Genomic DNA, 23,729 nt, shown 5'->3' with positions numbered 1-23,729 from the left:
TCCGCGAAGGAGACGTCCCGCCCTTTGACGAAAGCGGTGTTACTTGGCCTTGACCTCGAGCCGCACGTCGACGCGGACGTCGGGGTGCAGACGGGCGCCGACCGAGTGCTTGCCCACGGTCTTGATGTGGTCCTTCAGCTCGATGACGCGCTTGTCGAGCAGCGGGCCACCCGCGGCCTTGATCGCGTCCACGATCTCGGCGGTGGTGATCGAACCGAAGAGCTTCTTCGAGCCCTCGGCCGCCTTGCCGCTCAGCTGGATGGCGCCGAGGCCCTCCAGGGTCGCCTTGATCTCCTTGGCGTGGTCGAGGTCGCGGATGCGACGGCTCTCCTGCGCCCGCTTGATCGTGCGCACGTTCTTCTCCGCGCCCTTGGTGGCCACGATGGCGTAGCCGCGGGGGAGCAGGTAGTTGCGTGCGTAGCCGTCCTTGACCTCGACGATGTCGCCGGGTCCACCGAGGTTGGCGACGTCGGTGGTGAGAATGATCTTCGCCATTGACGTGCCTCCTTAGCGTGCGGTCGAGGTGTAGGGCAGCAGCGCCATTTCGCGGGAGTTCTTGACCGCGATGGCGATGTCACGCTGGTGCTGGCTGCAGTTGCCGGTGACCCGGCGGGCACGGATCTTCCCGCGGTCGGAGATGTACTTCCGAAGCAGGTTGGTGTCCTTGTAGTCGATGTTCTCCGGGCGGCCCTTCTTCTCGGCCTTGCAGAACACGCAGACCTTCTTCTTGGGCTTGCGGATGGGTGGCTTGGCCACGGTTCTACTCCTGAATTCCTACGTAGTGGTTGTGTCGAGGCGACTCGCGGGCCGGAGCCCGCGGCGGACGCCTGGCTAGAAGGGCGGCTCGTCGGAGAAGCCGCCGCCACCGCCGCCGCCACCGGCGGGCGGAGCGGAGCCCCACGGGTCGTCGGCGGGCGGGCCGCTCTGGCCACCACCGCCGCCGCCACCGAAGCCGCCGCCTCCACCGCCACCGGTGCCACGGCTGACCTTGTTCACCTTGGCGGTGGCGTAACGCAGCGAGGGGCCGATTTCATCGACCTCGAGCTCGACGACGGTGCGCTTCTCGCCTTCCTTGGTCTCGAAAGACCGCTGCTTGAGGCGCCCCTGCACGACGACTCGCGCGCCGCGGGTCAGCGACTCGGCGACGTTCTCGGCCGCCTGACGCCAGATGTTGCAGCGCAGGAACAGGGCCTCGCCGTCCTTCCACTCACCGGACTGCTTGTCCAGCGTGCGCGGGGTGGACGCGACCGTGAAGTTCGCGACCGCCGCACCGGAAGGGGTGAAGCGAAGCTCCGGGTCGGACGTGAGGTTGCCGATCACCGTGATGACGGTGTCTCCAGCCATCGGGAAAGTCCTTCGGCTCAGGCCTTGGCGGCGACGGCAGCGGCGCGCTTGATCTCGCGGCGCATGACCTTGGTGCGGAGCACGGTCTCCTGCAGCGAGAGCTGACGGTCCAGCTCCTTCACCGCTTCGAAGCTGGAGTTCAGGTCGAGGAGCGCGTAGATGCCCTCGGCGTGCTTCTTGATCTCGTAGGAGAGCCGGCGACGGCCCCAGACGTCGACCTTCTCGACGCTTCCGCCCGAAGTGCGGATGACGTTGAGGAAAGTGTCCAGCGTGGGGGCGACCGTGCGCTCGTCGAGCGTGGGGTCAAGGATGACCATTACCTCGTAATGGCGTGACACAACCACTCACCTCCTATGGGCTCGCGGTCACGGACTGTCCGTGACAGGAGGGTTTGTCCAGGTAAGAGTACCTGGCGGCTTCCGGCGGTCCCGAGCGGGCGTCAGGAGACGCGGCGCAGGACCCAGGTGCGGACCAGCGCGGCGGTCACGCCGGCGAGCACGAGGACCGCGAGCAGCATCGGCAGCTGGACGTCGCCACCGGGCAGGCCGTCGGTCGCGAGCGCCTCGGCGTTGCCCGCGTTGCGGACGTCGGTGCCCTGCCCGGCCTGGCCGTCGGCACCGGGGACGCCGTACTGCGGGCCACCCTCACCGGGAAGCGGGCTGTTGGCCGGGTAACGCACGCCCGGCGCCACCGCGACACCCGGCTGCGCGACCGGCAGGTTGCCGTATTCGCGCGGCGGGGCGTAGCCGGTGCCGTTGCTGCCGCCGGGGAGCAGGTTCGGGGAGGACGGGACGCCGTTGGAGCCGCCGCCGTTGCCGCCCTGCTGCGGGGCGGTGGTGCCGGGGGTGGGCAGCGTCGGCGCGACGTAGTTCGTCGCGACCGTGGTCAGGCCACAGCTCCCGGCCACCTTGTGCGCGATGGTGTCCAGCGTCTTGTCCGGGTTGAGGCCGAGGCCCCAGGACTTGGTCTCCTTGACCGCCTGCCGTACGGCCGCACCGATCGTCTTGCCGTCGATCGTGCCGCCCGCGGAGCTCGGGACGGAGCCGACGGAGATGGTGTTGACCTTGGCGATGTCGTTCGCGGCGACGTCGTAGAGGGCGAGCGTGCCCGCTTCCTTCGCACCCGCGCGCACCAGTTCCTTGACCGACGAGCCGGTGATCGCGACGGTGTCGTTCATCCCGCCGTTGACGGTGCCGCCGCAGGCGTTCGCCAGCGTGGTGGCGGCCGAGGCGGTGCCCGCCGTCAGGAGCGCGCCACCGGTGACCATGGTCGCGAGTGCGGTGACGGTGAGCGCCTTGCGGGTGGTCTGCCAGATGGTGGTCTTCCGCACGAGCGCGATCCTCCGGGTCGGTGGGGGCGTCAGGCAGTGCATCAGGTTTTCACCAGAGAGAAAAGCACTACCAACGGGGATAACGAGGGAGTGACCAGAAAGATACTAGGCGGTAGGACTAACTTGTAGCGGCCATTCGGCGGAGTACCCAGGTGCGAACCAGGCCCGCGCTGACTCCGGAGAGTGCCAAAACGGCGATCAGCAGCGGCAGTTTCCCGTCTTGAGTGAATCCGTCGCTCACCCTCGGTAGCGCCTCGGCCTGTCCCGCATTCTGGACGTCCGGATTACCGGCGGTGTTCTCACCCTCGGCGGCGAGGCCGAACTGCGGCGTGTAGCCCGGGATCTGGCCGCCGTACCGCAGTCCGGGCGAGGGGCTGAAGAGACCGGCCATCGCCATCGGGATGGAGCTGTAGTCGCGCATCGGGGCGTAGCCCGTGCTGGCGCCCCAGGGGAGGCCACCGAAGTTCGGGGTGAAGGTGCCGGGCAGCAGCGGACTGTTCGCCGCCGGGATGCTGCCCACCGGGTTCCCGCCCTGCGCCGGGGCGCCGGGTCCGCCGGTCTGCGGGCCGCCGGTGCCGGGCGTACCGGTGCCGGGCTTCTCGGGTGCGGGCTTGCCGCCGGGCGCTGGTTTGCCCGCGCCGGTCAGGGCGTCGTGGGTACCGGTGACGGCGCCGGTCAGCGCTTCGGCGGCGGGTTCGCCGATGACCGGGACCGGCGCGATCACGGCGTTCACCACGGTCACCGTCACCTTGCAGACCGTGCCGAGCAGCGCGTTGATCGTGCCGGTGAGGATTCCGGAGACCGGGCCGGCGTGGCCGAGGTCGAGTGGGATGCCGAGCAACGGCGTCTTCCCGAGGATCTTGTCGCCGGTCTTCGCGGTCACCGAACCGCCGCAGACGGCGGTCTTGGTCTCGGCGGCGGCGGCCGTGCCGGGCATGGCAAGGGCGGCCGAGCCCGCGAGAATGAAGGCCGAGGCACCCAGGGCTGTCGCCCTCCGTGTCCGTTCGCGCATGCCTTCGACTCCTCCGTCGTCGGGTTCACCTACCTGCCCAACGACGCTAATGGAGACAAGTAACGCCCGCTCACTCGAAGAGGTCAGGCATTCGAGTGGAAGCGGGCGTCACTGACGGTGAAGATCAGGCGGGCTTGCCCCGCAGCCAGGCTCGGACCAGCGCCGCGGCGACGACGGCCAGCGCCAGCACCGCGAGCAGCAACGGCAGCTTGGCCGGGGCGACCGGCGCCTGGACGGCCTGCGCGTTGCCGGTGTCCTTCTCGTCGACGGTGGGCGGCACCTCGCCGGGGATGATCTCGGTGATCACCGGCGCTTGGACGAAGTTCCCGGGCAGCAGCGCCGCGTTGCTGATGACACCCGCGATCGAGTCGCCGCCGATACCGGTGGAGGAACCCGGGCCGGTTTCGACGGGGAGTTCGCTGCCCGGTCCGCCCGGCTGACCCGGCTTCGGAGGCTGGGGCTGCGGCGGGTTCGGCCCGGGGTTCGGCGGTTCGGGCTCGGGCTCGGGGTCCGGACCTGGATCGGGCGGGATGGGGAGTTCGTCGACGACGCCCTGCGTCAGGTTGCCGACCGCGTTCACCACACCCTGCGCGGGCGGGCAGACACCCTTCGCGACGAGGTCGCCGACCGCGTTGTCGGTGAGGCCGGTGGCCTTGACCAAGTCCCCGACCGGCAGTGAGAGCAGCGGCTTCTTGCCCTGGGCCGTCTTGGCCTTCGAGTCCAAACCGACCGTCAGCGCCTCGGGCGAGTTGAGCGGCGCGGCCGCGTCGAGAACGAGGCCGTCCGCGGTCTCCCCGTTCTGGAGTGTCGCGGCGCATTTGCCGGAAAGGGTCGGATTCGGCTCGGCGGCCATCGCGGCCATCGGGAACGCGAGTCCGGCCGATACCGAAAGTGCGAAACCCAATGCCGTGATCCGCCCGGCAGTCTTCCCCATCGAGTTCGTCCTCCGCCCCTCAAGACCCAACGCGGTTTTAACGGAACGCGCTCACGCTACCCCACGAGCGTGACGAACCTGGGCCGCGCCGGGGAAAAAGCGACGAGGGTAGTTTGCTGGCATGAAAATCGGTGCCCATGTCCGCGACGACGACCCCCTCTCCGCGGTCGCCGAACGCGAGGCCGAGGTCCTCCAGTTCTTCCTTTCCGACCCGCAGGGCTGGAAGGCTCCCAAACCCCATCCGCACGGCGAAGCCATCAAAGAGTCGCCGGTCGAGGTGTTCATCCACTCGCCGTACCTGATCAACGTGGCGTCGTTGAACAACCGCATCCGCATCCCGTCGCGGAAGAACGTCACCCAGCACGCGAACGGCGCGGCCGAGATCGGCGCGAAAGGGCTCGTCGTGCACGGCGGCCACGTCGGTTCTTCGGAAGACGTCGAAGACGGCCTCGTCAACTGGCGCAAGCTTTTCGAGCGTGAACAGGAGAAGGGCGGCTTCGCCGTGCCGATCCTGATCGAGAACACCGCCGGCGGCGACAGCGCGATGACCCGCGACCTCGACACGATCGCCCGGCTCTGGGACAAGGTCGGCGAATTCGGCGCGGGCTTCTGTTTCGACACCTGCCACGCGTACGCGGCGGGCTGGGACCTGACCGAGGCGGTCAAGAAGGTCAAGGCCATCACCGGCCGGATCGACCTGGTGCACCTCAACAACTCGCGCGACGAGTTCGGTTCCACGCGGGACCGGCACGCCAACATCGTCGGCGGCGACGGCACGATCGACCCCGAGGTGCTGGCCGCGGTCGCCGCCGAGGCGGGCGCCCCGGTGATCGTCGAGACCCCGGCCGACGGCCAGGCCGCCGACATCGCCTACGTCCGCGAGCGCGTCGCCTCCGCCTGACCCTCCCGCGTTTGGTCCTCTAGATGCGTTCCACCACATTTAAGAGGACTAAATGCGGGACAAGGCAAAGGCGTCGTCCCCGGGCCTGGTGACTGTGTGGATTTTGGGACATCTGACGTCCCGAAATCCACACAGTCCCGCCTCACCTACCCGATCGCCATAGCGCCAGTCCGCCTGAGGGGATGTTGCGAAGGGCGCACGCCGTCCGGACTGGCGCGGGGTCGTCAGTCAGTCCTCGTCTTCGCGCTTCCGCCGTCGCATCTCGGCACGCGCGGCGAGCATGGTGCGCTGCTCGACCATCTGGGACAGGAGCGACGCGGCGTCGCGCAGGGCTTCCCGGGTGTCGAGCTCGTAGTCGTAATCCGACGACTGGTAGCGGGCCCACGCCAGCTCGGTGTCGGTGCCGACCGCGGTCCTCCGCAGCCACTCCACCGTGGTGTCGATCATCGAATCCAGCTGGGCCGACCGCGCGTTCAGCCCGCTCGCCACGCCGTCTTCCGGTGGGAGCGCGAACGGGCTCGGTTCGTCGGCGGCCTCCCCCAGCATTTCCCGCACGGCGTCGTCGGTGAGCTCTTCGGCGTCACGCGGCAATCCCGCCGCGAGTTGCCACCGGCCGCCCGTGAAGCGCTCGACCATGATGATCGCGGAATACCCGTGCAACGTCGTCGTGCGGTGGACGACCGTGCCGTGCGCCAGGTGGAAGGCCATGCGCGCAGGCTACTCAAGCGGGAGGCTTTTCCCTCTCCAGTGGGAGGACCGGCCGGGCGCGGGGAGGAAGGCTCATTCCCATCAGGACGGTCCTGGTACTGGAGGGAAGCCATGAACATCAAGTCGAAGCTCGCCGCGGTCGCCGTGCTCGCCATCGCGGCGGGAACACTGGGGGCGACGCAGGCGAGTGCCGCGCCGGAGCGGGGTTCGGTCGTCTTGGGATCGGCGGGCGGACCGTTGACGTTCCCGGGCTACGACAACGAACCGGTCCGCTTCGACTTCGCCGCGTTCGGCGAACCCGGCAAGTCTTCGGGCCGGTTCCACGTGAATCATCTGACCAAGGACGGAAAACTCGTCGCCGACTTCGACGGCCGGGTCGACTGTGTCTCCCGCGCCGGCAACCTCGCCATCCTGACCGGCGTGATCGAACGCGCCGACATTCCCGGCCTCCCCGTGAACGTCGTCGGCCGCCGGGTCGGCTTCTCGGTGCAGGACGAGCCGCGCGGCCACGATCGGATCGGCTGGAGCTGGGCCTACGGCGGAATCGAGCACGACGTCCTGCCGTGCACCGGACCGGTGCCGTTCTTCCAGACGAGCACGGGCGGCTACACCGTCCGATGAAATCGGCTTGACCCTCTCGCCACGGGAGGGTCGAACCTGGTCCGCATGATCGAGAATCGGACCGTCTACCGGGCGGAGGACGGCGAGCACGTCGGCTACGTCGTCCCCGCGCCGGACACGCGCTGGCAGGCACTGACCGTTTTCGGCTACCCGCTCGGCGGGCCGGCCGCCTTCGACGACTCCGTCGCGTTGCTGGAGGCCGAAGGCCTGGCCGTGCTCGCCGAGCGCTGGTCGGTCAAGCACGGCGAGGACTGGGTCACCTGCCGCCTCGTCGAGACGTCACCCGAAGCGGTCGTCGTCCAGATCAACGACTTCGGTGCCGAGGACTTCGGCAAGAATCTCAGGCTGGAACGTCCTGGACCTGACGTGTTGAAGCGCGTTTGACGTCAGGAGCGCCATCGAGGAAGCCGCCCACCGGATCGTCGTCACCGGCGAGGCGGACGGGGTCGGTCCGCGGCCGGTAGATGTCGCGGACCACCAGCGCGCACAGGCCGATCACCGCGAGGTCGCGGACGACGACGGTGCCGAGGAACCAGTCCTCGGGCAGGCCTTTGTGGTCGACGCCGAGGTAGTACATCATCCGCGGCGCCCAGACGAGCGCGTCGATGACCATCCAGCCGAGCAGCAGCCGCCAGCGCGGGATCGCGAGGACCGCCAGCGGCACCAGCCACAGCGAGTACTGCGGGCTCCACACCTTGTTGGTCAGCAGGAACGCGGCCACCACCAGGAAGGCCAGCTGCCCGAGCCGCGGACGGCGCGGTGCCTTCAGTGCGACGTACCCGATGCCGGCGCAGGCGGCGAGGAACAGCACCGCGACGACGGTGTTGAGCACGACCGGTGTCTGGCCCGCGGTGAGTTTCCCGTCGAAACCGGCCCAGCCGGACAGGTGGGAGAACACGTTGTAGAGCGAGTCCGGATCCATCGGGCGCGTCGTGTTGAGCCGGAAGAACTCCCACCAGCCGGTCGGCGCGGCGAGCGCGAACGGGACGTTGACCACCACGAACGTCGCCGCGGCGAGCCCGGCGGTGAGTGCCCAGTGTTTGACCTTGCCCGCGCGCAGGCACAGGAAGAACAACGGGATGAGCAGGAGCAGCGGATACAGCTTCGCCGCCGCGCCGAGACCGAGCAGGAAACCCGCGATCTCGGGCCGCTTCCGGGCCCAGGCGAGCAGCGCGGTCGCGGTGAACGCGGTCGCGATGGCGTCGAAGTTGGTGAAGGTGTGCACCAGCACCAGCGGCGAGATCGCCACCAGCACCGCGTCCCATGGCCGGCGTTTCAACGACCGGCCGGTCGCCCACACCGTGACGAGCCAGGCCAGCGCGAGCCAGAGCGCCGAGATGTTGAAGTAGACGGCGACCGGGAGCGCGCCGGGCAGCCAGCCCGATTCCGCGATCGAGAGCCAGGCCTCGGTGAGCTTCGCGTTGATCCACTGGAACAGCCCGGTCGCGACCGGGTACTCCATGTACCGCGTGGTCTCCTTCGCCGTTCCCGCGTCCTCGGTCCACGAAGTCACGTACGGGAAGGTTTCGGGATCGTTCAGCCGCTCGGAACTGTAGAGCGGGATGATGTCCGAATAGCACATCGCGACGAACGGGCGGCCCGCCCGCCAGTCGAGCTGGTTCGTGCCGGAGTCGTCGGTGTACTGCTGGATGCAGGACGCCTTGCCGAACCACGAGAGCAGCAGCGCGAGGCAGGCCAGCAGCAGCCCGACCCGCTGCGGCGACCAGAACCAGTGCCGCCCCACGGCCGCGTGCTCGCCGAGCGGGCCGCCGATCGGCCGGGTGGCCGCGGCCACGAGCGGTTCGTTCCAGCTCGGGATGACCCGCTCGCCCGGGGTGAGGGACAGCGGGGTCTCGCGCTCCGGCGGGGTCGTCTGGTCGGACACGTGGCGGATGTTAGCGCCTATCCGGGTGACCCTCCGGTGATATCGCCGCTGTCGTAGAACCCGGCGAGTACCTCGGCCGCCGCGCCGAACGCGACGACGTCGTCGCCCATCTCGTCGAGATCGACCTGGATTCGTTGCCAGTGCGGCAAAGGCAGCAGTTCCCGGAGCCGCGCGGCGACCGTGTCGCGGTACACCTCCGGCTCCTCGCGGACCGAACGCCCGGTCAGCACGACACGTTCGAGGTCGAGGATCTGGACGAGGTCGGCGAGCCCGATCCCCAGCAGCCCCGCCGCCTCCTCCGTGGTCGCCGCCGCGTTGTGCAGCACCTCGACGCAGCCGCGGCGCCCGCACGCGCAGCGCGGTCCGTCGAAGGCGAGGGTCGTATGCCCGAATTCACCCGCGTTGGTGCGCGGCCCGCGGTACAGCCTGCCGTCGATCAGCAGGCCGACGCCGATCCCGGTGCCGACGAGCACGACGGCGGTCGCGGCCCGGTCGCCCTCCGGCCAGTGCTGGGCGAAGGCGGCGGCGTTGGTGTTCTTGTCGAGCCGCACGGGCAGGCCGGTGCGCTTCGCGAGCAGGTCGCGCAGGGGGACGTGGTGCCAGCCCGGCATGTTCGTGGCGTCCCGGACCACGCCTTCGTGGTGGTCGAGCGGGCCGACACTGCCGACGCCGAGGCCGAGCACGCGTTCACGCTCGATGCCGTCGAGCAGTGCTTCCGTCGCTTCACCCAGCGCGGAAACGGCCTGGTCAGGGGTGAATCCCGGCGACAGCGGCCCGCCTTCCGAAGCGACGATCTTCCCGGCCAGATCGGTCCGGACCACCCGGAAGGAGTCCCGGTCGAGCTGCGCGCCGAGCGCGTGCCGGGCGTCCGGGCGGATGCGCAGCAGCGTGCGCGGCTTGCCGACCCCGGCCGCGGGCTGGCGTTCCTCGTCCAGCAGGCCGGCTTCGAGCAGTTCGGGGACGATCTTCGAGACGGCTTGCTGTGTGAGCCGGGTGCGTTCCGCCAGCTCGACGCGGCTGAGCCCGCCCGCGCGCAGGATGTGCGTGAGCAGCAGTGCCCGATTGTGCTGGCGCAGCCCGCGCAGATTGACCCCGGTCTCCGGCATAGCGCGCATCCTGCCACGGCTGGCTGATTACGCAACACTGTTGTTTAATGGAGGCATGGCTGACTTGCGAGTGGGGATCTTCGGATACGGCATCGGCGGGCGCGTCTTCCACGCCCCGCTGATCAGCGCGACGCCGGGGCTGACCCCGGCCGCCATCGTCACCTCGAACCCGGACCGGGTCGGGCAGGCCAGCGCCGACTATCCGGCCGCCGACGTGCTGCCGGACGCGGACGCGCTGTTCGCGAAGGCGGCCGACCTGGACCTGGTCGTCGTCAGCACGCCGAACCGCACGCACGTCCCGCTCGCGCTTCGGGCGATCGAGGCAGGGCTGCCCGTCGTGGTCGACAAGCCTTTCGCGCCGACCGCGGCCGAAGCGGCGAAGGTCGTCGAGGCCGCGCAGGCCAACGGCGTCGGCCTGACGGTGTTCCAGAACCGCCGGTTCGACTCGGACTTCCTCACCGTCCGGAAGCTGCTCGACGCGGGCCGCCTCGGCGACGTCTTCCGCTTCGAATCACGCTACGACCGCTGGGTGCCGAAGCCGCGGGACAACTGGCGCGAGTTCGGTGATCCCGCGGAGGCGGGCGGGCTGCTCTACGACCTCGGCGCGCATATCGTCGACCAGGCGCTGCAGCTGTTCGGCCCGGTCGCGGAGGTCTACGCGGAAGTCGACAAGCGTCGTGACGGGGTCTCGGTCGACGACGACGTCTTCGTCGCCCTCCACCACACCAACGGCGTGCGCTCGCATCTGTGGGCGTCCGCGCTGGCGGGGACCCGGAACCCCCGGTTCCGCGTGCTCGGCGACAAGGCGACGTTCACCAAGTACGGCCTCGACGTCCAAGAGCCGCAGATCAAGGACGGGCTGCGGCCCGGTGACCCCGGCTGGGCGGTCGAGCCGCCGTCGGACGCCGGAAAGCTGGGCGTGAACGACGACGTCGAGACCGTGCCCACCGAGGTCGGCCGCTACGAGGACTTCTACGCGCAGGTGCGCGACGCGCTCCTAGGCAAGGGCGAGTTCCCGGTCGATCCCGCCTCCGCCGTCGAGGCGCTCCGGATCATCGAAGCCGCTCACCTTTCGGGTGCCGAACGGCGCGTCGTCACCCTCTGACCGGGGGGCTGAAGGGGACTTTCCCCGCATAGGACGTAGCAAAGGGGCCCTTCACCGCGTGACATGCGGTGAAGGGCCCCTTCAGCTATCCGTTGTCCCCTCTGCCGCCACCGCGGCCGGGACCGTTGCCGTTGCCTTCTTCCCCGTTGTTCTCACTGGACGAAGGCGGGTTCTTCGAGCTCGACGGCGGCTCCGTCTCCTCACTCCGCGAAGACTGCCCTGTCGACGGGCCCGTCGACGGCGTGCCGGTCTCGTTCGGGTCCTCGTTGTCGCCCGGCGGGGTCTGCGTCGACGGGACGGTGTTGTTGTCATCCCCGCCGATGATCTTGACCTTGTCGAAGCGCTCCCCCGGCTTGCCGTTCAGGTACAGCGAAAGGAACTTCTGCCAGATCGGCCCGGCGATCGTCGAACCGAAGATCGCCTTGCCGTTCTTGCCCTTCAGTGCCTTGTCGCCGTCGCCGCCGACCCACACCGCGGCCGAGATCGACGGCGTGTAGCCGACCATCCAGGTCTGCGAGTTGGAGTCCTTCGCCGACGCGGGCTCGCCCTGCCGGTAGGTGTGCTGCTGGGTTCCCGTCTTGCCCGCGCACTCGTGACCGTTGGGGCACTTGAGCTTCGAGAACGGGATGACACCCTTGAGCGACTCGGTGACGTTGCCCGCGATCTGCTTGCTCTTGTCGGAGTTGTCGGAGAAAGCGGGCTTCGCCTCCTCCGGAGCCGAGTACGCGGCCTCGTCCTGCGAGTTGGTCACCTTGGCGACGAAATGCCTGTTCCGCCGCTGGCCATCGCCCGCGAAGGTCGCGTACCCGGCGGCCATGTCCTCCGGGCTGACGGCCGTCTTGCCACCGCCGAGCGCGATGTTGTTGTCGGCGAACAGTTCGGAGGCGCCTTCGGGAGCGGGTTTGATCCCGGCGTCCTTGGCCGCCTGTGCCACCGGCCCGGGCTTGGTCACGTTCACGACCATGTCGTAGAACACCGTGTTCGCGGAGCGTTGCATCGCTTCGGACACCGTGCACTGCGCCGAACACGAGCTGCCGGGACCGGCGTTGCGGATCGTCTGCTTCCCGAACTGCCGGTTGTTGGACCCGTCGAACGTCGAGTTGATGCCGCCCTTGCCCATCTGCATGTACGCGGTGAGGTCGAACGGCTTCATCGACGACCCGGGGTTCTGCGGCGTGTTCGCCCAGTCCCGGCCCTTCTGGTCCTTGCCGTCGGGTCCCTTCACGATGGACGGGCCACCGTAGTACGCCTTCACCCCGCCGGTTTTGGGGTCGATCGCGACGAGCGCGTTGAGCAGGTTCTCGTCGGTCTGGCCCTTCATCCCGTCGGCGATCGCCTGTTCGGCCGCGGCCTGCGCCTTCGGGTCGATGGTCGTGTAGACCTTGTAGCCGCCCGTGTAATAGGCGCTGTCGGTGATGCCGTTCGCGGCCAGTTCTTCCTTGACCTTGTCGCGGATGAACGGGTTGACCACCCCGGCCTGTTCCTTGTCGGCCTGCGGCACCGGCGTCGGGAACTGCAGGTTCGCGCGGTCCGCGGCGGAGAGGAAACCGTTCTGCACCATCCGGTTCAGCGCGACGGTCCAGCGTTCGTTCGCGACCTTGGGGTTCTCCGAACGGCCGGGCTGCTGGATGAGGCCCGCGAGGAGCGCCGCTTCGGAAGCGTTCAGCTCGCCGGCGGGCTTGGCGAAGAACGCCTGCGCGGCCGATTCGATGCCGTACGCGCCGCGCCCGTAGTAGATGATGTTCAGGTACGCCGAGATGATGTCCTTCTTCTCGTACGTCTGGTTCATCTTGAAGGATTTGGCGAGTTCGGTCCATTTACGGGTGAGTGACGATTCGTCGTCCCCGCTGGCGACCTTGATGTACTGCTGGGAGATGGTCGAACCACCGCCCTTGCCCGCGGTCACCTGGTTGTAGACCGCGCGCAGGATGCCGCCGATGTCGAAGCCGGAGTTCGTCTCGAAGGAGGCGTCTTCGGTGGCGATGACGGCCTTCTTGACGATGTCCGGGATCTGCTCCGGCGTCAGGATCTGCCGGTTGCCACCCTTGGGCACGTCCTTGCCCATTTCGGTGTTGTCGGCGTAGTAGTACGTCACCGCTTGGCCCTGCGTCGCCGCGATCGACTGCGGCGAAGGGACGTCGACGTTGAAGTAGGTGATCACGAACGCGATCCCCGGGATGACGACGAACAGGCAGAACAGGGCGAGCAAGACCCGCCGGATCCGTCTCCACCGGCGTTTCTTGCGCTGCGCCGGGGTGAGGATCGGCTTCCCGTTTTCGTCGGTCTCCGGGGCGTACTGCTCGTCTTCGTACGGCTCTTCATAGCCGCGGTCGGCGTCGTACCGGTGCTCGGTGCCGTTGTGCTCGTGATGCGTGATGAGGTCCGGCTCGTGCTGCGGCGCGACCGGCGGTCGCTGCGAACGTCGCGGCTGCTGGGGCGGCGGCTGCTGGGGCGAACCCTGCCGCTGCCACGGTGCCTGCCCCGGTCCCTGCGGTCCGGGACCCTGTTGCTGCCCGTAACCCGGAGGAGGACCTCCGGCGGGGCGGCGGGGCGGTCCGGCCGGGCGTTGCGGACGACGGGCGGGGTCCGGGTCCTGACCTGGCCATCCGCCGTGGGGATCGTCGTTCACCTTGACGTCCTCCGAACCTTTCGTGGGTGAGCGCGGTCCTGCGGTCGCAGGTCTCCTTCTACCTAAGACGTATCAAATCGGTTCAGGTTCACCGGGGGCGACGAAAAAAGGTGTGCCGGGCAGCCTGCCCGGCACACCTTTTTCATGCGCTTCGCCCGGTCATCACGGATCTTCGCCGTTCGGGAACAACGGCTCCGAAGTCCCCGGCCCCGGCCTGGTCGGCTTCGTGGGCTTGGTCGGTTTCGTCGGCCAGCCGCCGGTTTCCGTCGGCTCGGTCGGCTCGGTGGGAATCGTCGGCGTCGGAGTGGTCGTCGGCGTCTCGGGCGGCGTCGACGTCTGCGGCGGCTTCGAGGCCGTCGTCGGCGGCACGTACCTGGCGTCCTTGCCGATCGGCTTGACGTTGTCGAACTTCTCCGACGGCTTGCCGGTCATGTACCGGGACATGAAGTCTTCCCAGATCGGACCCGCGATGGTCCGGCCGTAGACCGGCTTGCCGCTCTTGTCGTGCAGCGGCTTGTTGCCGTCGCCGCCGACCCACACCGAGGTCGAGATGGTCGGCGTGTAGCCCACCATCCAGGTCTGCGCGTTGCGGTCGCGGTAGCTGGCCGGGTCGCTGTCCTTGAAGTCGTACTGCTGCGTGCCGGTCTTGCCCGCGCAGTCGTGACCCTTCGGGCACTTCAGCTTCGAGTACGGGATGACCTCTTCGAGCGCGTCCGTGACGTTGCCGGCGATCTGCTTGCTCTTGTCGGCGTCGTCACTGAAGGCGGGAGAGCCCTTGGGGGCCGTCTCGTCGAACTCGACCTCGTCCTGGGAGTTGGCCAGCTTGGCGACGAAGTGCTGCTTCTGCCGGACGCCTTCACCGGCGAAGGTGGCGAAACCGGCCGCCATGTCCTCGGCCGTGGTGACCGTGCCACCACCGCCGAGGGCGATGTTGATGTCGGGGCTCAGCTTCGCCTTGCCGCCGTCGGCCTCCACCATCACGCCGGCTTCCTTCGCGGCCTTCGCCACCGGGTCGATCTTCGTCGCGTTGCGGACCATGTCGTAGAACACGGTGTTCGCGGAGACCTTCATCGCCTCGGCGACCGTGCATTGCGTACCGCAGTTGGAGCTCTCGCCCGCGTTCCGGATCGTGCGGCCGTCGAACTTCCGGTTGTTGGAGCCGTCGAACGTCTCGCCGAGTCCCTTGCCCATCTTGAGGAACGCGGTCAGGTCGAAGGCCTTGAACGCCGATCCGGGGTTGTGCGGCACGTTCGCCCAGTCGATGGCCTGGACGTCCTGGCCCTGCGCGTTCTTCGTCCAGTCCGGGCCGCCCCAGTAGGCGACCACACCGCCGGTCTTGGGATCGATCGCGACCAGCGCGTTCAGGATGTTCTCGTCCGTCTGGCCCTTCATCCCCTCGGCGACGGACTCCTCGGCCATCTTCTGCGCCTTGGGGTCGATCGTCGTGGTGATCTTGAAGCCGCCCTGGTGCAGCCGGTCCTGGTCGTAGCCGCGGGCCTCGAGCTCGTCGATCACGCGGTTGCGGATGTGCAGGCTCAGCGTCCCGGCGTCGTCGGCCTTCGCCTGAGCCTTCGGGATCGGCTTCGGATACTCGGCGGTGGCACGCTGACCCGGGTCGAGCCACTTGTTCGCCACCATCTGGTCCATCACGAAGTTCCAGCGCCTCTGCGCGTACGCGTCGTTCTCGGACTTGCTCGGGCCCTGGATCAGGCCGGCGAGCAAGGCGGCCTCGGACGCGCCGAGCTCCTTGGCGGGCTTCTTGAAGTAGGCCTGCGCGGCCGCTTCGATGCCGTTCGCGCCGCGACCGAAGTAGATGGTGTTGAGGTACGCGGTGATGATCTCCTCTTTGGACATCTGGTTGTTCATCTTGAAGGATTTGGCCAGCTCGGTCCATTTACGGGTGAGCGTCGGAGCCTCGTTGGCCGTGGCCTTCTTGATGTACTGCTGGGAGATCGTCGAACCGCCGCCCTGGCCGCCGGTGACGTTGTTGTAGACCGCGCGCAGGATGCCGCCGACGTCGAACCCGGAGTTGGTTTCGAACGACGAGTCCTCGGCCGCGTAAACGGCCTTCTTGACCGCGTCCGGGACGTCGCCCGGCTGAAGCAGGTACCGGCTGCCGCCGCTCGCGGGCGCGATCTTGCCCATCGGACTGCCGTCGGCGTACGTCAGCGTGATCGGCTGGCTCTGCAGGCTCGCGATGCTTTCCTGCGACGGGACGTCCACCAGGAAGTAGGTGATGACGAACGCGATCGCCGGCACCACGACGAACAGGCCGAACATCGAGTAGAGGACCCGGCGGATGATCCGCCAGCGGCGCTTTTTGCGCTGCTTCGGCGTGAGGACCTTCTTCTTGTCGCCGTCTTCGTCCTCGGCGGGCTCGTCTTTGTACTGATCGTCACCCTCGGCGCCGAGGGCCGAGCTTTCGTGACGATCGTCATAGCGATCGTCGTACGGGTCGTAGCCGTACGGGTCTTCGGTGCCGTTGTGCGTGTGGTGCGTGATGAGGTCCGGCTCGCGCTCGTACGGGTCCGGCTCGACCGGGCGGACCATCGCGGTCGCCTGGTCGGCGGGAGCGGGCGGGCGGCGGTTGCCGGGCGGGGGCGGCGGCGGCCGGTGACCGACGGCGCCCTGCTGGGAACGCTGGGGGCGGCCACCGGGCGGCGGGGGTCCCTGCCTGCGCGGGGGCATGCCGTTGGGGCGGCGCGGGGCCGCGGGACGGCGTGGTTCGTCGTCGGACGGCCATTCGGGGCCGCCGTTGCCGCCACTGTCCCCGCCGGGCCACTGGGGGTCGACCGGGCGCGGGGCCGCGGACCGTGGTGGGGCCGAGCGGGGGGTGCTGTTCGGGGGCGTCCGGCGCTGGGGGCGGCGCGGGGGTTCCTCGCCCGGCCAGCCGGGCTCGTCCTCTTCGCCCGGCCAGTGGGCACGGCGAGGTGCATCAGGCTCCTGGCCTGGCCAGGAGCGGTTGCGGTCGTCGTTCACGAATGGGCCTCCCAGACCGGCGCTTCGGGGGACGCCGCTCTGTGCTCAACTGCGATTTCGGTACCTGTCACTGACCCGCTGTCCTCTGCGACCGGGTCCGTGGCCGGGTGCTTCCCGGGTCTCCTGTTCCGAGGACGTAGGAGCGCACCAGGTGGTTCCAGTGACAGCTCCGGCATACCTCGACCTCGTAGACGGTGAACTCCGCGAAGAGCCCGTCCATCCGCACCAGTTCTTCCGGTGTCTTGGCTGATCCGGCGACGTGCTTGAGCTCCTCGCCGTACACCCAGGACACCAGGGTCAGTTCCTCCCGGTGACAGACCGGGCAGTCCTGCTCACCAGGTCGTCCGTGGAATTTCGCGGCCCGCAGGAGGTACGGGCCCGCGTCGCAGACGTCGTATGTGCCGACCCGTCCGGAGTGGACGCCCTTGAGCAGCGAGCGCCGCTGTAAGGCGTAGTCCACGACCTGCCGCTGGTTTCGCACGCCAACAGAGTACGGGCTCTTGCTGTGTGGTCCACGCCCCGTTCTCGGGGAGACGGACCGTGCACGACCGGACACGCCGACGATTCGATAACTCTCCGGTGAATTTCGTCCGGTTCCGCCGACGCTCGATCGGGGTTAGCTACACCACTCCGATGTATCGGCGCGATATAGTGGGCCGGTAGGTTGACCGAACCGGTCTCGGTGGCCAACGCGACCGGTCGCGGTTTGTTCCCGGAAGGGGGTGCGGTGTGCTGGAGCTCGCGATCTTGGGGCTGTTGCACGAGACCCCCATGCACGGTTACGTGCTGCGCAAACGTTTGCACGAGACGCTCGGGATGTTCCGGACGTTCTCGTACGGCTCGCTGTACCCGACCCTGCGTCGGCTGCTGCGCTCCGGTTACCTCGTCGAGGAGCTCGAAGAGGTGGAAGACCGGGCGTGGGCACGCCGGGGCAAGCGCGTGTACAAGCTCACCGCCGAGGGCAAGGAACGGTTCGCCGAACTGCTCGGTGACGCGGGCCCGCAGACGTGGGACGACGAAGGCTTCGGCGTCCACCTGGCGTTCTTCTCGAGGACACCGGCCGACGTCAGGATGCGAATCCTGGAGGGCCGTCGTCGTCGGGTCGAGGAACGCCGAGAAGGACTTCGGACGGCAATGGCGCGGGCCGAGGAGAAGATCGACCGCTACACCCGTGAGCTGCACCGGCTCGGGCTGGAGTCCAGTGAGCGGGAGGTGCGCTGGCTCAATGAGCTGATCGCGCACGAACAGGCCGAGCAGCGCGGACCGGAGACCTGAGGCGCTCTCCGTGCCCGCTGAGCACTACCTACAACTGTTGGACGAATGAAGGAGAAACCGGCATGGGCGAGAACCGCCGCGTTCGGGTGGCCATCGTGGGCGTCGGCAACTGTGCGGCCTCGCTGGTCCAGGGCGTTCAGTACTACCGCGACGCAGATCCCAGCACCCGCGTGCCCGGTTTGATGCACGTCGTGTTCGGCGAGTACCACGTCCGCGACATCGAGTTCGTCGCCGCGTTCGACGTGGACGCCAAGAAGGTCAGCCGCGATCTGTCCGAGGCGATCTTCGCCAGCGAGAACAACACCATCAAGATCGCCGACGTGCCGCCGCTGGGCGTCACCGTGCAGCGCGGTCACACCTACGACGGGCTCGGCCGGTTCTACCGCGAGACCATCGAGGAGTCCGACGAGACCCCGGTCGACGTCGTCGCCGCGCTGCGCGAGGCCGAGGTCGACGTGCTCGTCTCCTACCTGCCGGTGGGCTCCGAAGAGGCCGACAAGTTCTACGCGCAGGCGTGCATCGACGCCGGTGTGGCGTTCGTCAACGCGCTGCCGGTGTTCATCGCCTCCGACCCCGAGTGGGCGGAGAAGTTCCGCGCGGCCGGTGTCCCGATCGTCGGTGACGACATCAAGTCCCAGGTCGGCGCCACCATCACGCACCGCGTGCTGGCGAAGCTGTTCGAGGACCGCGGCGTCCAGCTCGACCGGACGATGCAGCTCAACGTGGGCGGGAACATGGACTTCCTGAACATGAAGGAGCTCGAGCGGCTCGAGTCGAAGAAGATCTCGAAGACCCAGTCGGTCACCTCGCAGGTCGACCGCGAGCTCGGCAAGGGCAACGTCCACATCGGACCGTCGGACTACGTGCAGTGGCTCGACGACCGCAAGTGGGCCTACGTCCGGCTCGAGGGCCGCGCCTTCGGTGACGTGCCGCTGAACCTGGAGTACAAGCTCGAGGTCTGGGACTCGCCGAACTCGGCGGGCATCATCATCGACGCCGTGCGTGCCGCGAAGATCGCGCTGGACCGCGGCGTCGGCGGCCCGATCCTCTCGGCTTCCTCGTACTTCATGAAGTCGCCGCCGGAGCAGTACGACGACTCCACCGCGCGCGACGAGGTCGAGAAGTTCATCGCCGGCGAGGCGTGACCCTCCCGTAGTGCGCTATGAAAGGCCCGTTACTTGCAAATTTTGCAAGTAACGGGCCTTTCATAGCATCGGTGAGGGGGCGCGGAGGCGAGGGTCAGGGTGTGTGGAGGGCCGCGGGCAGGTCCGTGATCGCCGGGATCACCGTCGTCTGCGCCAGCACCGAAGGATCCGGCGGGAAGTGCGGATTCGGCACCGCGTACACCGTCATCCCCGCCGCCAGGGCCGCGCGCAGCCCGTTCGTCGTGTCCTCCACGGCCGCGCAGTTCTTCGGCTCCACGCCCAGCAGCTCCGCCGCCTTCAGGTAGACGTCGGGCGCCGGTTTGCCCGCGCCGACCTGCTCCGACGACACCGCCGTCGGCACCGGCAGCCGCGTGATGTCCAGGAACGCCTTGATCAGCAGCGGCGGCGACGAACTCGCGATCGCCACCGGCCAGTGCTTCGCGACCTCGCGCACGACGTCCGGTCCGCCCGGGATGATCGGCGGTTTCTCCGCGTACCGCCGCGCCATCCGCTCGATCACCACCTGCGCGACGTCCGCGGGCCGGAGCCGGACGCCGAGGTCGTGCGCCAGGTAGGCGGCCCATTCCGGGGTGCTCATCCCCTGCATCGCCCTGGTCGATTCGTCCCGCCAGGTGCCGTGGAACTCGTGGGCGACGGCCCGCCGGACCTCGTCCCACATCTTTTCCGAATCCACCAGGACACCGTCGAGATCGAAGATCACCGCTTCCACACCCCCAAGCCTAGGCGGTGAAGATTTGTGCGGCAGATTACTTAGCCATGCTCAGTAATTTTAGTTAGCATGGCTAAGTGACCACGAAAGCCGCCGATCTCGCTCACCGGCTGCGCCCGCTGGTCTTCCGGCTGTACTACCTCGTCCGCCGGGAGACCCCGCAGGTGCAGCTCACCCTCACCCAGGGTTCGGTGCTGTCGGAGCTGCTGAACGGCGGCCCGCGCCGGATGAGCGCGCTCGCCGAGCTGGAGCGGGTCCGGATGCCGACGATGACCGACGTCGTCCGCCGCCTGGAGCGGCTCGGCCTGGTCAGCCGCCGTCCCGATCCCGCCGACGGCCGCGCCGTGCTCGTCGAGGTCACCGAGGTGGGGCAGCGTTTCCATCGCCGATTGATCGTCGCCAGGGAGGAATTCCTCCGCGAGCGGCTCATCGGGCTGGACGAGCCCGACCGCGCCGCGATCGAAGCCGCGCTCCCCGCTTTCACCAGGTTGCTGCACGAAGACAAGAAGGAGGAACTGATCCGCGATGAGCGCTGAGTCCCACTCGAGCCTGTTGGACGCTCTCAAAGGACAGCCCAAACAGGTATGGATCACCGCGTTCGCCGCGGTCATCGCGTTCATGGGCATCGGGCTGGTCGATCCGATCCTGCTGTCGATCGCCGAGGGCCTGCACGCGACGCCGTCCGAAGTGACGCTGCTGTTCTCCAGCTACCTCGGCGTCCAGGCGGTCGCCATGCTGGTGACCGGCGCGATGAGTGCCCGGTTCGGGGCCAAGCGGACCGTGGTCGTCGGGCTGACGCTGGTCGTCGTCGCCACCGCGCTGTGCGCCGCGTCCGGGTCGATCGAGCAGCTCATCGGGTTGCGCGCGATCTGGGGTCTCGGCAACGCCTTCTTCATCGCGACCGCGCTTTCGGTCATCGTCGGCGCCGCGACCGGCGGCCAGGCGGGCGCGATCCTGCTCTACGAAGCCGCGCTCGGTGTCGGCCTCGCGGTCGGCCCGCTACTGGGCGCGCTGCTCGGCAGCATCTCGTGGCGCGGCCCGTTCATCGGCACTTCGCTGCTGATGCTGTGCGGTCTCGTGCTGTGCTCGATCTTCCTGACCGCCGATGCCAAGGCGAAGCGGCCGAAGATCCGCCTGCTCGACCCGTTCCGCGCGCTGAAGCACAGCGGCCTCCTGCGCACCTCGATCGGTTCCGCGCTCTACACCGCCGCGTTCTTCGTGGTGCTGGCCTGGTCGCCGTTCGTGCTGGAGTGGAGCGCCGTCGCGGTCGGCCTGATCTTCTGCGGCTGGGGCCTTTCGGTCGCCGTCGCGGGAGTGGTGCTGGCGCCGAAACTCGCCGCGAAGCTCGGTGAGCGGCACGCGACCGTGGTCGCCGTCTTCGGCTACGCCGTCCTGCTGCTGATCATGGCGATCCCGAGCAAGCCCGTGCTGGTCGTCGGCATCATCCTGTCGGGGCTGGTCTCCGGTCTGCTGAACACGCTCTTCACCGGGACGGCCATGTCGATCAGCGACGCCCCGCGTCCGGTCGCGAGTGCCGGGTACAACTTCTGCCGCTGGCTCGGCGGCGCGGTCGCCGCGACCGTCGTCGGTCACCTGGCCGAGTGGTTCGGCGCCAAGCAGGCGCCGTTCGTGATCGCCGCGATCCTGTGCGTCCTCGCCGGCGCCCTGCTGACGATCCGCGAGAAGACCGCGGATCCGCACACGATTCCGGCCGAAGCGGTCCTCGTCGGCGAAGAGATGTAATTCGAACAAAAGGTGAACACCGGACCAACGAGGGGTTTCCTCTCGTTGGTCCGGTGCCTTAGCGTCGACCTCCCGAACTGCCTGACCGGAGGTCCGCGTGAAGTTCCTTCCGTTACTGGCCGGCCACTCACCAAGCCGGGCGTCAGTGACCTGTACCTATCGCTGTGGGGACGCGTGCTTCCACGACGCGCCCAACACCTCGGACAACCCCACCTTCGCCGAAGTCCTCGGGGCGGTGAGCCGCCGCGGCGCGCTGAAGGCGACCGCTGTCGTCGCACTGGCCGCCGGCACGCCGCTCGCGCTCGCCGGGCCCGCCTCCGCCGAGCCGTCGGGACACGGCCACGGCAGGCCGAAACCACCACCCGGCACCGACTACGAACGAGTGCAGCCGAACACGCTCGACGCCGTCGTGGTGCCCGAGGGCTATCGGCAGGGCATCGTGATCCGCTGGGGTGACGCGGTCCTGCCGGGCGCGCCGGAGTTCGACTTCGACCACCAGACAGCCGCCGCGCAGGCGAAGCAGTTCGGCTACAACTGCGACTTCGCCGCGCTGCTGCCCCTCGATCGCTGGGGACTCTCCTCGCTCCTGGTCACGAACCACGAGTACACCTCGGAAGAGTTCATGTTCCGCGGTTACGACCGGAACAACCCGACCGAAGAACAGGTCAAGATCGCCTGGGCCGCGCACGGGCTGACGGTCGTCCAGGTGTCCCGCGGACGGGACACCGGGCACCTGCGGCCGAAGATGTCGCGCTACAACCGCCGCATCACCCTGCACACGCCGTTCAAGGTGACCGGCCCGGCGGCGGGCAGCGAACTGCTCAAGACCGCCGTCGACCCTACTGGCACGGTGGTGCTCGGCACGATGAACAACTGTGCCGGCGGCGTCACGCCGTGGGGCACGATCCTGTCCGGCGAAGAGAACATCAACCAGTACTTCGGGAACGCCGACACGGTGACCGATCCCGTGAAGCGCAAGCGGCTCGCGCGTTACGGCATCAACGGCACCGCGACCACCCGGAAATGGGAGCGGTTCGACGCGCGCTGGGACATCGCCAGGGAACCGAACGAGGCCAACCGCTTCGGCTGGGTGATCGAGCTGGACCCGAACGATCCGGACAGCACCCCGGTCAAGCACACGCATCTCGGCCGGTTCAAGCACGAGACGGCGAACATCCGCGTCGCGAAGGACGGCCGCGTGGTCGCCTACTCCGGTGACGACGAGCGCTTCGAGTACATCTACAAGTTCATTTCGAAGGGCCGCATGAAGCCGGGCGACAGCGCCCATGCCAAGCGGCACAACATGACCCTGCTCGACGACGGCACGCTGTACGTCGGCCGGTTCACCGGTGACAGCCCCGCCGCCGAGATCGACGGCACCGGGAAACTGCCCAGCGACGGCGAATTCGACGGCAGCGGCGAATGGATCCCGCTCGCCTCCGGCAAGAAGTCCTTTGTGGACGGAATGACCGCCGAAGAGGTGTACGTCTTCACCCGCGAGGCGGCCGACCGCGTGGGCGCCACCAAGATGGACCGCCCGGAGGACATCCAGGCGCATCCGCGCACCGGCCGGATCTACTGCGCGCTGAGCAACAACGTCGATCGTGGCAAGCCGGGCAAGGAGGGCGCCACCGAGCCCAACCCGCGGCTGAACAACAAACACGGTCAGGTGCTGGAGTTCGAGGAACGCCGTGGCGACGCGCTCGCGCTGACGTTCAGCTGGCGGCTGTTCCTGGTGTGCGGTGACCCGGCTTCGCCCGACACCTACTTCGCCGGGTTCCCCAAGGATCAGGTCTCGCCGATCTCCAGCCCGGACAACGTGGCCTTCGACAAGCACGGCAACCTGTGGATCTCCACCGACTCGGCAGGCGCGCTGGGCATCAACGACGGCCTGTACTCCGTGCCGCTCGAAGGCCGCAACCGCGGGGAGCTGAAGCTGTTCCTCACCGTGCCCCGCGGCGCGGAAACCTGCGGACCGATCGTCGAAGAGAAGATCGTCACGGTCTGTGTCCAGCATCCGGGTGAAGTGGATGGGGCGAACGCCGACAAACCGGCCTCCCATTGGCCGGACGGCGGCGAAACCCAGCCCCGGCCGTCGGTGGTGGCGGTCTGGAAACCCGGCAGGCACGGCCTGTCCGACATCGGCTCTTAGTCGGCAAGCAACGTTCTAGCAGTACTTTTCGTCGATGGCGCGCGGCCCCTCCGGCAGCGCGCCATCGCTCGTTCGCGCGCTGTTCACCTGCCGTCCAGGACTGGATCGTTTTGGTCGCTTACCGTCACGA

General features: G+C 68.4%; 23 protein-coding genes. 9 read left to right on the top strand and 14 right to left on the bottom strand.

The annotated features are described in order from the left end of the window. Positions 1-39: 39 nt before the first annotated feature. The 7 genes from rplI to BKN51_RS34060 all read right to left on the bottom strand — a co-directional run bounded on the left by rplI (position 40) and on the right by BKN51_RS34060 (position 4,620). Positions 40-495, bottom strand: a complete 456-nt coding sequence (rplI, locus tag BKN51_RS34090; protein ID WP_005168124.1) for a 50S ribosomal protein L9 — start codon at positions 493-495, stop codon at positions 40-42. A 12-nt stretch (positions 496-507) separates the two neighbouring features. Next, complete coding sequence (gene rpsR, locus BKN51_RS34085) at positions 508-756, bottom strand: 30S ribosomal protein S18 (protein WP_005168122.1); 249 nt, start codon at positions 754-756, stop codon at positions 508-510. Positions 757-831: 75 nt separating this feature from the next. After that, positions 832-1,344, bottom strand: a complete 513-nt coding sequence (locus BKN51_RS34080) for a single-stranded DNA-binding protein (RefSeq protein ID WP_101611516.1) — start codon at positions 1,342-1,344, stop codon at positions 832-834. Between the two features lie 17 nt (positions 1,345-1,361). Beyond that, a complete protein-coding gene (rpsF, locus tag BKN51_RS34075; protein WP_174720483.1) occupies positions 1,362-1,682 on the bottom strand; it encodes a 30S ribosomal protein S6 in 321 nt (106 codons plus the stop codon). A gap of 101 nt (positions 1,683-1,783) precedes the next feature. Next, positions 1,784-2,674 carry a hypothetical protein gene (locus BKN51_RS34070; protein WP_101613622.1) on the bottom strand — a complete coding sequence of 297 codons (891 nt, stop codon included), beginning with the start codon at positions 2,672-2,674 and terminating at the stop codon, positions 1,784-1,786. A gap of 118 nt (positions 2,675-2,792) precedes the next feature. Beyond that, the gene (locus BKN51_RS34065) at positions 2,793-3,686 is read right to left on the bottom strand and encodes a hypothetical protein (protein WP_101611515.1); all 894 of its coding nucleotides are present in this window, start codon (positions 3,684-3,686) and stop codon (positions 2,793-2,795) included. Positions 3,687-3,810: 124 nt separating this feature from the next. Then, positions 3,811-4,620, bottom strand: a complete 810-nt coding sequence (locus BKN51_RS34060) for a hypothetical protein (RefSeq protein WP_101611514.1) — start codon at positions 4,618-4,620, stop codon at positions 3,811-3,813. 121 nt (positions 4,621-4,741) lie between these two features. On the opposite strand from BKN51_RS34060, the gene BKN51_RS34055 reads away from it, so the two are divergent. Then, positions 4,742-5,521: a deoxyribonuclease IV gene (locus BKN51_RS34055; protein ID WP_101611513.1), complete on the top strand. Its 780-nt coding sequence runs from the start codon at positions 4,742-4,744 to the stop codon at positions 5,519-5,521. Between the two features lie 228 nt (positions 5,522-5,749). Here BKN51_RS34055 and BKN51_RS34050 read toward each other — a convergent pair whose 3' ends face one another. Next, positions 5,750-6,229: a hypothetical protein gene (locus BKN51_RS34050; protein ID WP_101611512.1), complete on the bottom strand. Its 480-nt coding sequence runs from the start codon at positions 6,227-6,229 to the stop codon at positions 5,750-5,752. A 111-nt stretch (positions 6,230-6,340) separates the two neighbouring features. Here BKN51_RS34050 and BKN51_RS34045 point away from each other — a divergent pair, with 111 nt between their 5' ends. Both BKN51_RS34045 and BKN51_RS34040 read left to right on the top strand, forming a co-directional pair. Beyond that, positions 6,341-6,850: a hypothetical protein gene (locus BKN51_RS34045; RefSeq protein ID WP_101611511.1), complete on the top strand. Its 510-nt coding sequence runs from the start codon at positions 6,341-6,343 to the stop codon at positions 6,848-6,850. A 45-nt stretch (positions 6,851-6,895) separates the two neighbouring features. Beyond that, positions 6,896-7,234: a hypothetical protein gene (locus BKN51_RS34040; RefSeq protein ID WP_233223049.1), complete on the top strand. Its 339-nt coding sequence runs from the start codon at positions 6,896-6,898 to the stop codon at positions 7,232-7,234. Here BKN51_RS34040 and BKN51_RS34035 read toward each other — a convergent pair. Together BKN51_RS34035 and BKN51_RS34030 are read right to left on the bottom strand one after the other, a co-directional pair. Continuing rightward, entirely contained in the window at positions 7,191-8,735 is a 1,545-nt protein-coding gene (locus BKN51_RS34035) for a glycosyltransferase family 87 protein (protein WP_101611510.1), read from the bottom strand. The genes BKN51_RS34040 and BKN51_RS34035 overlap by 44 nt on opposite strands. Positions 8,736-8,752: 17 nt before the next feature. Next, the gene (locus tag BKN51_RS34030) at positions 8,753-9,841 is read right to left on the bottom strand and encodes an ROK family transcriptional regulator (RefSeq protein ID WP_101611509.1); all 1,089 of its coding nucleotides are present in this window, start codon (positions 9,839-9,841) and stop codon (positions 8,753-8,755) included. 70 nt (positions 9,842-9,911) lie between these two features. Here BKN51_RS34030 and BKN51_RS34025 point away from each other — a divergent pair, with 70 nt between their 5' ends. Then, positions 9,912-10,946 (top strand): Gfo/Idh/MocA family oxidoreductase, encoded by a 1,035-nt coding sequence (locus BKN51_RS34025; RefSeq protein ID WP_442857704.1) that lies wholly within the window; start codon positions 9,912-9,914, stop codon positions 10,944-10,946. Between the two features lie 85 nt (positions 10,947-11,031). Here the strand turns inward: BKN51_RS34025 and BKN51_RS34020 are convergent, their stop codons facing one another. The 3 genes from BKN51_RS34020 to BKN51_RS34010 form a co-directional block, all read right to left on the bottom strand. Further along, positions 11,032-13,575: a transglycosylase domain-containing protein gene (locus tag BKN51_RS34020; RefSeq protein ID WP_101611507.1), complete on the bottom strand. Its 2,544-nt coding sequence runs from the start codon at positions 13,573-13,575 to the stop codon at positions 11,032-11,034. A 162-nt stretch (positions 13,576-13,737) separates the two neighbouring features. Beyond that, positions 13,738-16,125: a transglycosylase domain-containing protein gene (locus BKN51_RS34015; RefSeq protein ID WP_101611506.1), complete on the bottom strand. Its 2,388-nt coding sequence runs from the start codon at positions 16,123-16,125 to the stop codon at positions 13,738-13,740. 496 nt (positions 16,126-16,621) lie between these two features. Then, positions 16,622-17,035 carry a DUF5318 domain-containing protein gene (locus tag BKN51_RS34010; RefSeq protein WP_101611505.1) on the bottom strand — a complete coding sequence of 138 codons (414 nt, stop codon included), beginning with the start codon at positions 17,033-17,035 and terminating at the stop codon, positions 16,622-16,624. 248 nt (positions 17,036-17,283) lie between these two features. Here BKN51_RS34010 and BKN51_RS34005 point away from each other — a divergent pair, with 248 nt between their 5' ends. Together BKN51_RS34005 and BKN51_RS34000 are read left to right on the top strand one after the other, a co-directional pair. Then, the gene (locus BKN51_RS34005; RefSeq protein ID WP_101611504.1) at positions 17,284-17,829 is read left to right on the top strand and encodes a PadR family transcriptional regulator; all 546 of its coding nucleotides are present in this window, start codon (positions 17,284-17,286) and stop codon (positions 17,827-17,829) included. A 62-nt stretch (positions 17,830-17,891) separates the two neighbouring features. Beyond that, positions 17,892-18,974 (top strand): inositol-3-phosphate synthase, encoded by a 1,083-nt coding sequence (locus tag BKN51_RS34000; protein ID WP_101611503.1) that lies wholly within the window; start codon positions 17,892-17,894, stop codon positions 18,972-18,974. A gap of 94 nt (positions 18,975-19,068) precedes the next feature. Here BKN51_RS34000 and BKN51_RS33995 read toward each other — a convergent pair whose 3' ends face one another. Continuing rightward, entirely contained in the window at positions 19,069-19,704 is a 636-nt protein-coding gene (locus tag BKN51_RS33995; RefSeq protein ID WP_101611502.1) for an HAD family hydrolase, read from the bottom strand. A 77-nt stretch (positions 19,705-19,781) separates the two neighbouring features. Here BKN51_RS33995 and BKN51_RS33990 point away from each other — a divergent pair, with 77 nt between their 5' ends. The 3 genes from BKN51_RS33990 (at position 19,782) to BKN51_RS33980 (ending at position 23,599) form a co-directional block, all read left to right on the top strand. Next, positions 19,782-20,240: a MarR family winged helix-turn-helix transcriptional regulator gene (locus BKN51_RS33990; RefSeq protein ID WP_101611501.1), complete on the top strand. Its 459-nt coding sequence runs from the start codon at positions 19,782-19,784 to the stop codon at positions 20,238-20,240. After that, positions 20,230-21,447, top strand: coding sequence for an MFS transporter (locus tag BKN51_RS33985; RefSeq protein ID WP_101611500.1), 1,218 nt, complete (start codon positions 20,230-20,232; stop codon positions 21,445-21,447). Before BKN51_RS33990 ends, BKN51_RS33985 begins: the two co-directional genes overlap by 11 nt. 97 nt (positions 21,448-21,544) lie before the next feature. Next, positions 21,545-23,599, top strand: coding sequence for a PhoX family protein (locus BKN51_RS33980; RefSeq protein ID WP_101611499.1), 2,055 nt, complete (start codon positions 21,545-21,547; stop codon positions 23,597-23,599). Positions 23,600-23,729 lie beyond the last annotated feature (130 nt).

This window comes from Amycolatopsis sp. BJA-103 (assembly GCF_002849735.1).
GTDB lineage: Bacteria > Actinomycetota > Actinomycetes > Mycobacteriales > Pseudonocardiaceae > Amycolatopsis.
The sequence above is the reverse complement of the archived record's forward strand: the minus strand, read 5'-3'. Positions and strand labels throughout refer to the sequence as shown.

Coding starts and splice junctions, on each gene's coding strand:
- rplI (WP_005168124.1), bottom strand. CDS start 495: ATGGCGAAGATCATTCTCACCACCGACGTCGCCAACCTCGGTGGACCC.
- BKN51_RS34080 (WP_101611516.1), bottom strand. CDS start 1,344: ATGGCTGGAGACACCGTCATCACGGTGATCGGCAACCTCACGTCCGAC.
- BKN51_RS34065 (WP_101611515.1), bottom strand. CDS start 3,686: ATGCGCGAACGGACACGGAGGGCGACAGCCCTGGGTGCCTCGGCCTTC.
- BKN51_RS34060 (WP_101611514.1), bottom strand. CDS start 4,620: ATGGGGAAGACTGCCGGGCGGATCACGGCATTGGGTTTCGCACTTTCG.
- BKN51_RS34055 (WP_101611513.1), top strand. CDS start 4,742: ATGAAAATCGGTGCCCATGTCCGCGACGACGACCCCCTCTCCGCGGTC.
- BKN51_RS34050 (WP_101611512.1), bottom strand. CDS start 6,229: ATGGCCTTCCACCTGGCGCACGGCACGGTCGTCCACCGCACGACGACG.
- BKN51_RS34045 (WP_101611511.1), top strand. CDS start 6,341: ATGAACATCAAGTCGAAGCTCGCCGCGGTCGCCGTGCTCGCCATCGCG.
- BKN51_RS34040 (WP_233223049.1), top strand. CDS start 6,896: ATGATCGAGAATCGGACCGTCTACCGGGCGGAGGACGGCGAGCACGTC.
- BKN51_RS34030 (WP_101611509.1), bottom strand. CDS start 9,841: ATGCCGGAGACCGGGGTCAATCTGCGCGGGCTGCGCCAGCACAATCGG.
- BKN51_RS34015 (WP_101611506.1), bottom strand. CDS start 16,125: ATGGTCCGCCCGGTCGAGCCGGACCCGTACGAGCGCGAGCCGGACCTC.
- BKN51_RS34000 (WP_101611503.1), top strand. CDS start 17,892: ATGGGCGAGAACCGCCGCGTTCGGGTGGCCATCGTGGGCGTCGGCAAC.
- BKN51_RS33985 (WP_101611500.1), top strand. CDS start 20,230: ATGAGCGCTGAGTCCCACTCGAGCCTGTTGGACGCTCTCAAAGGACAG.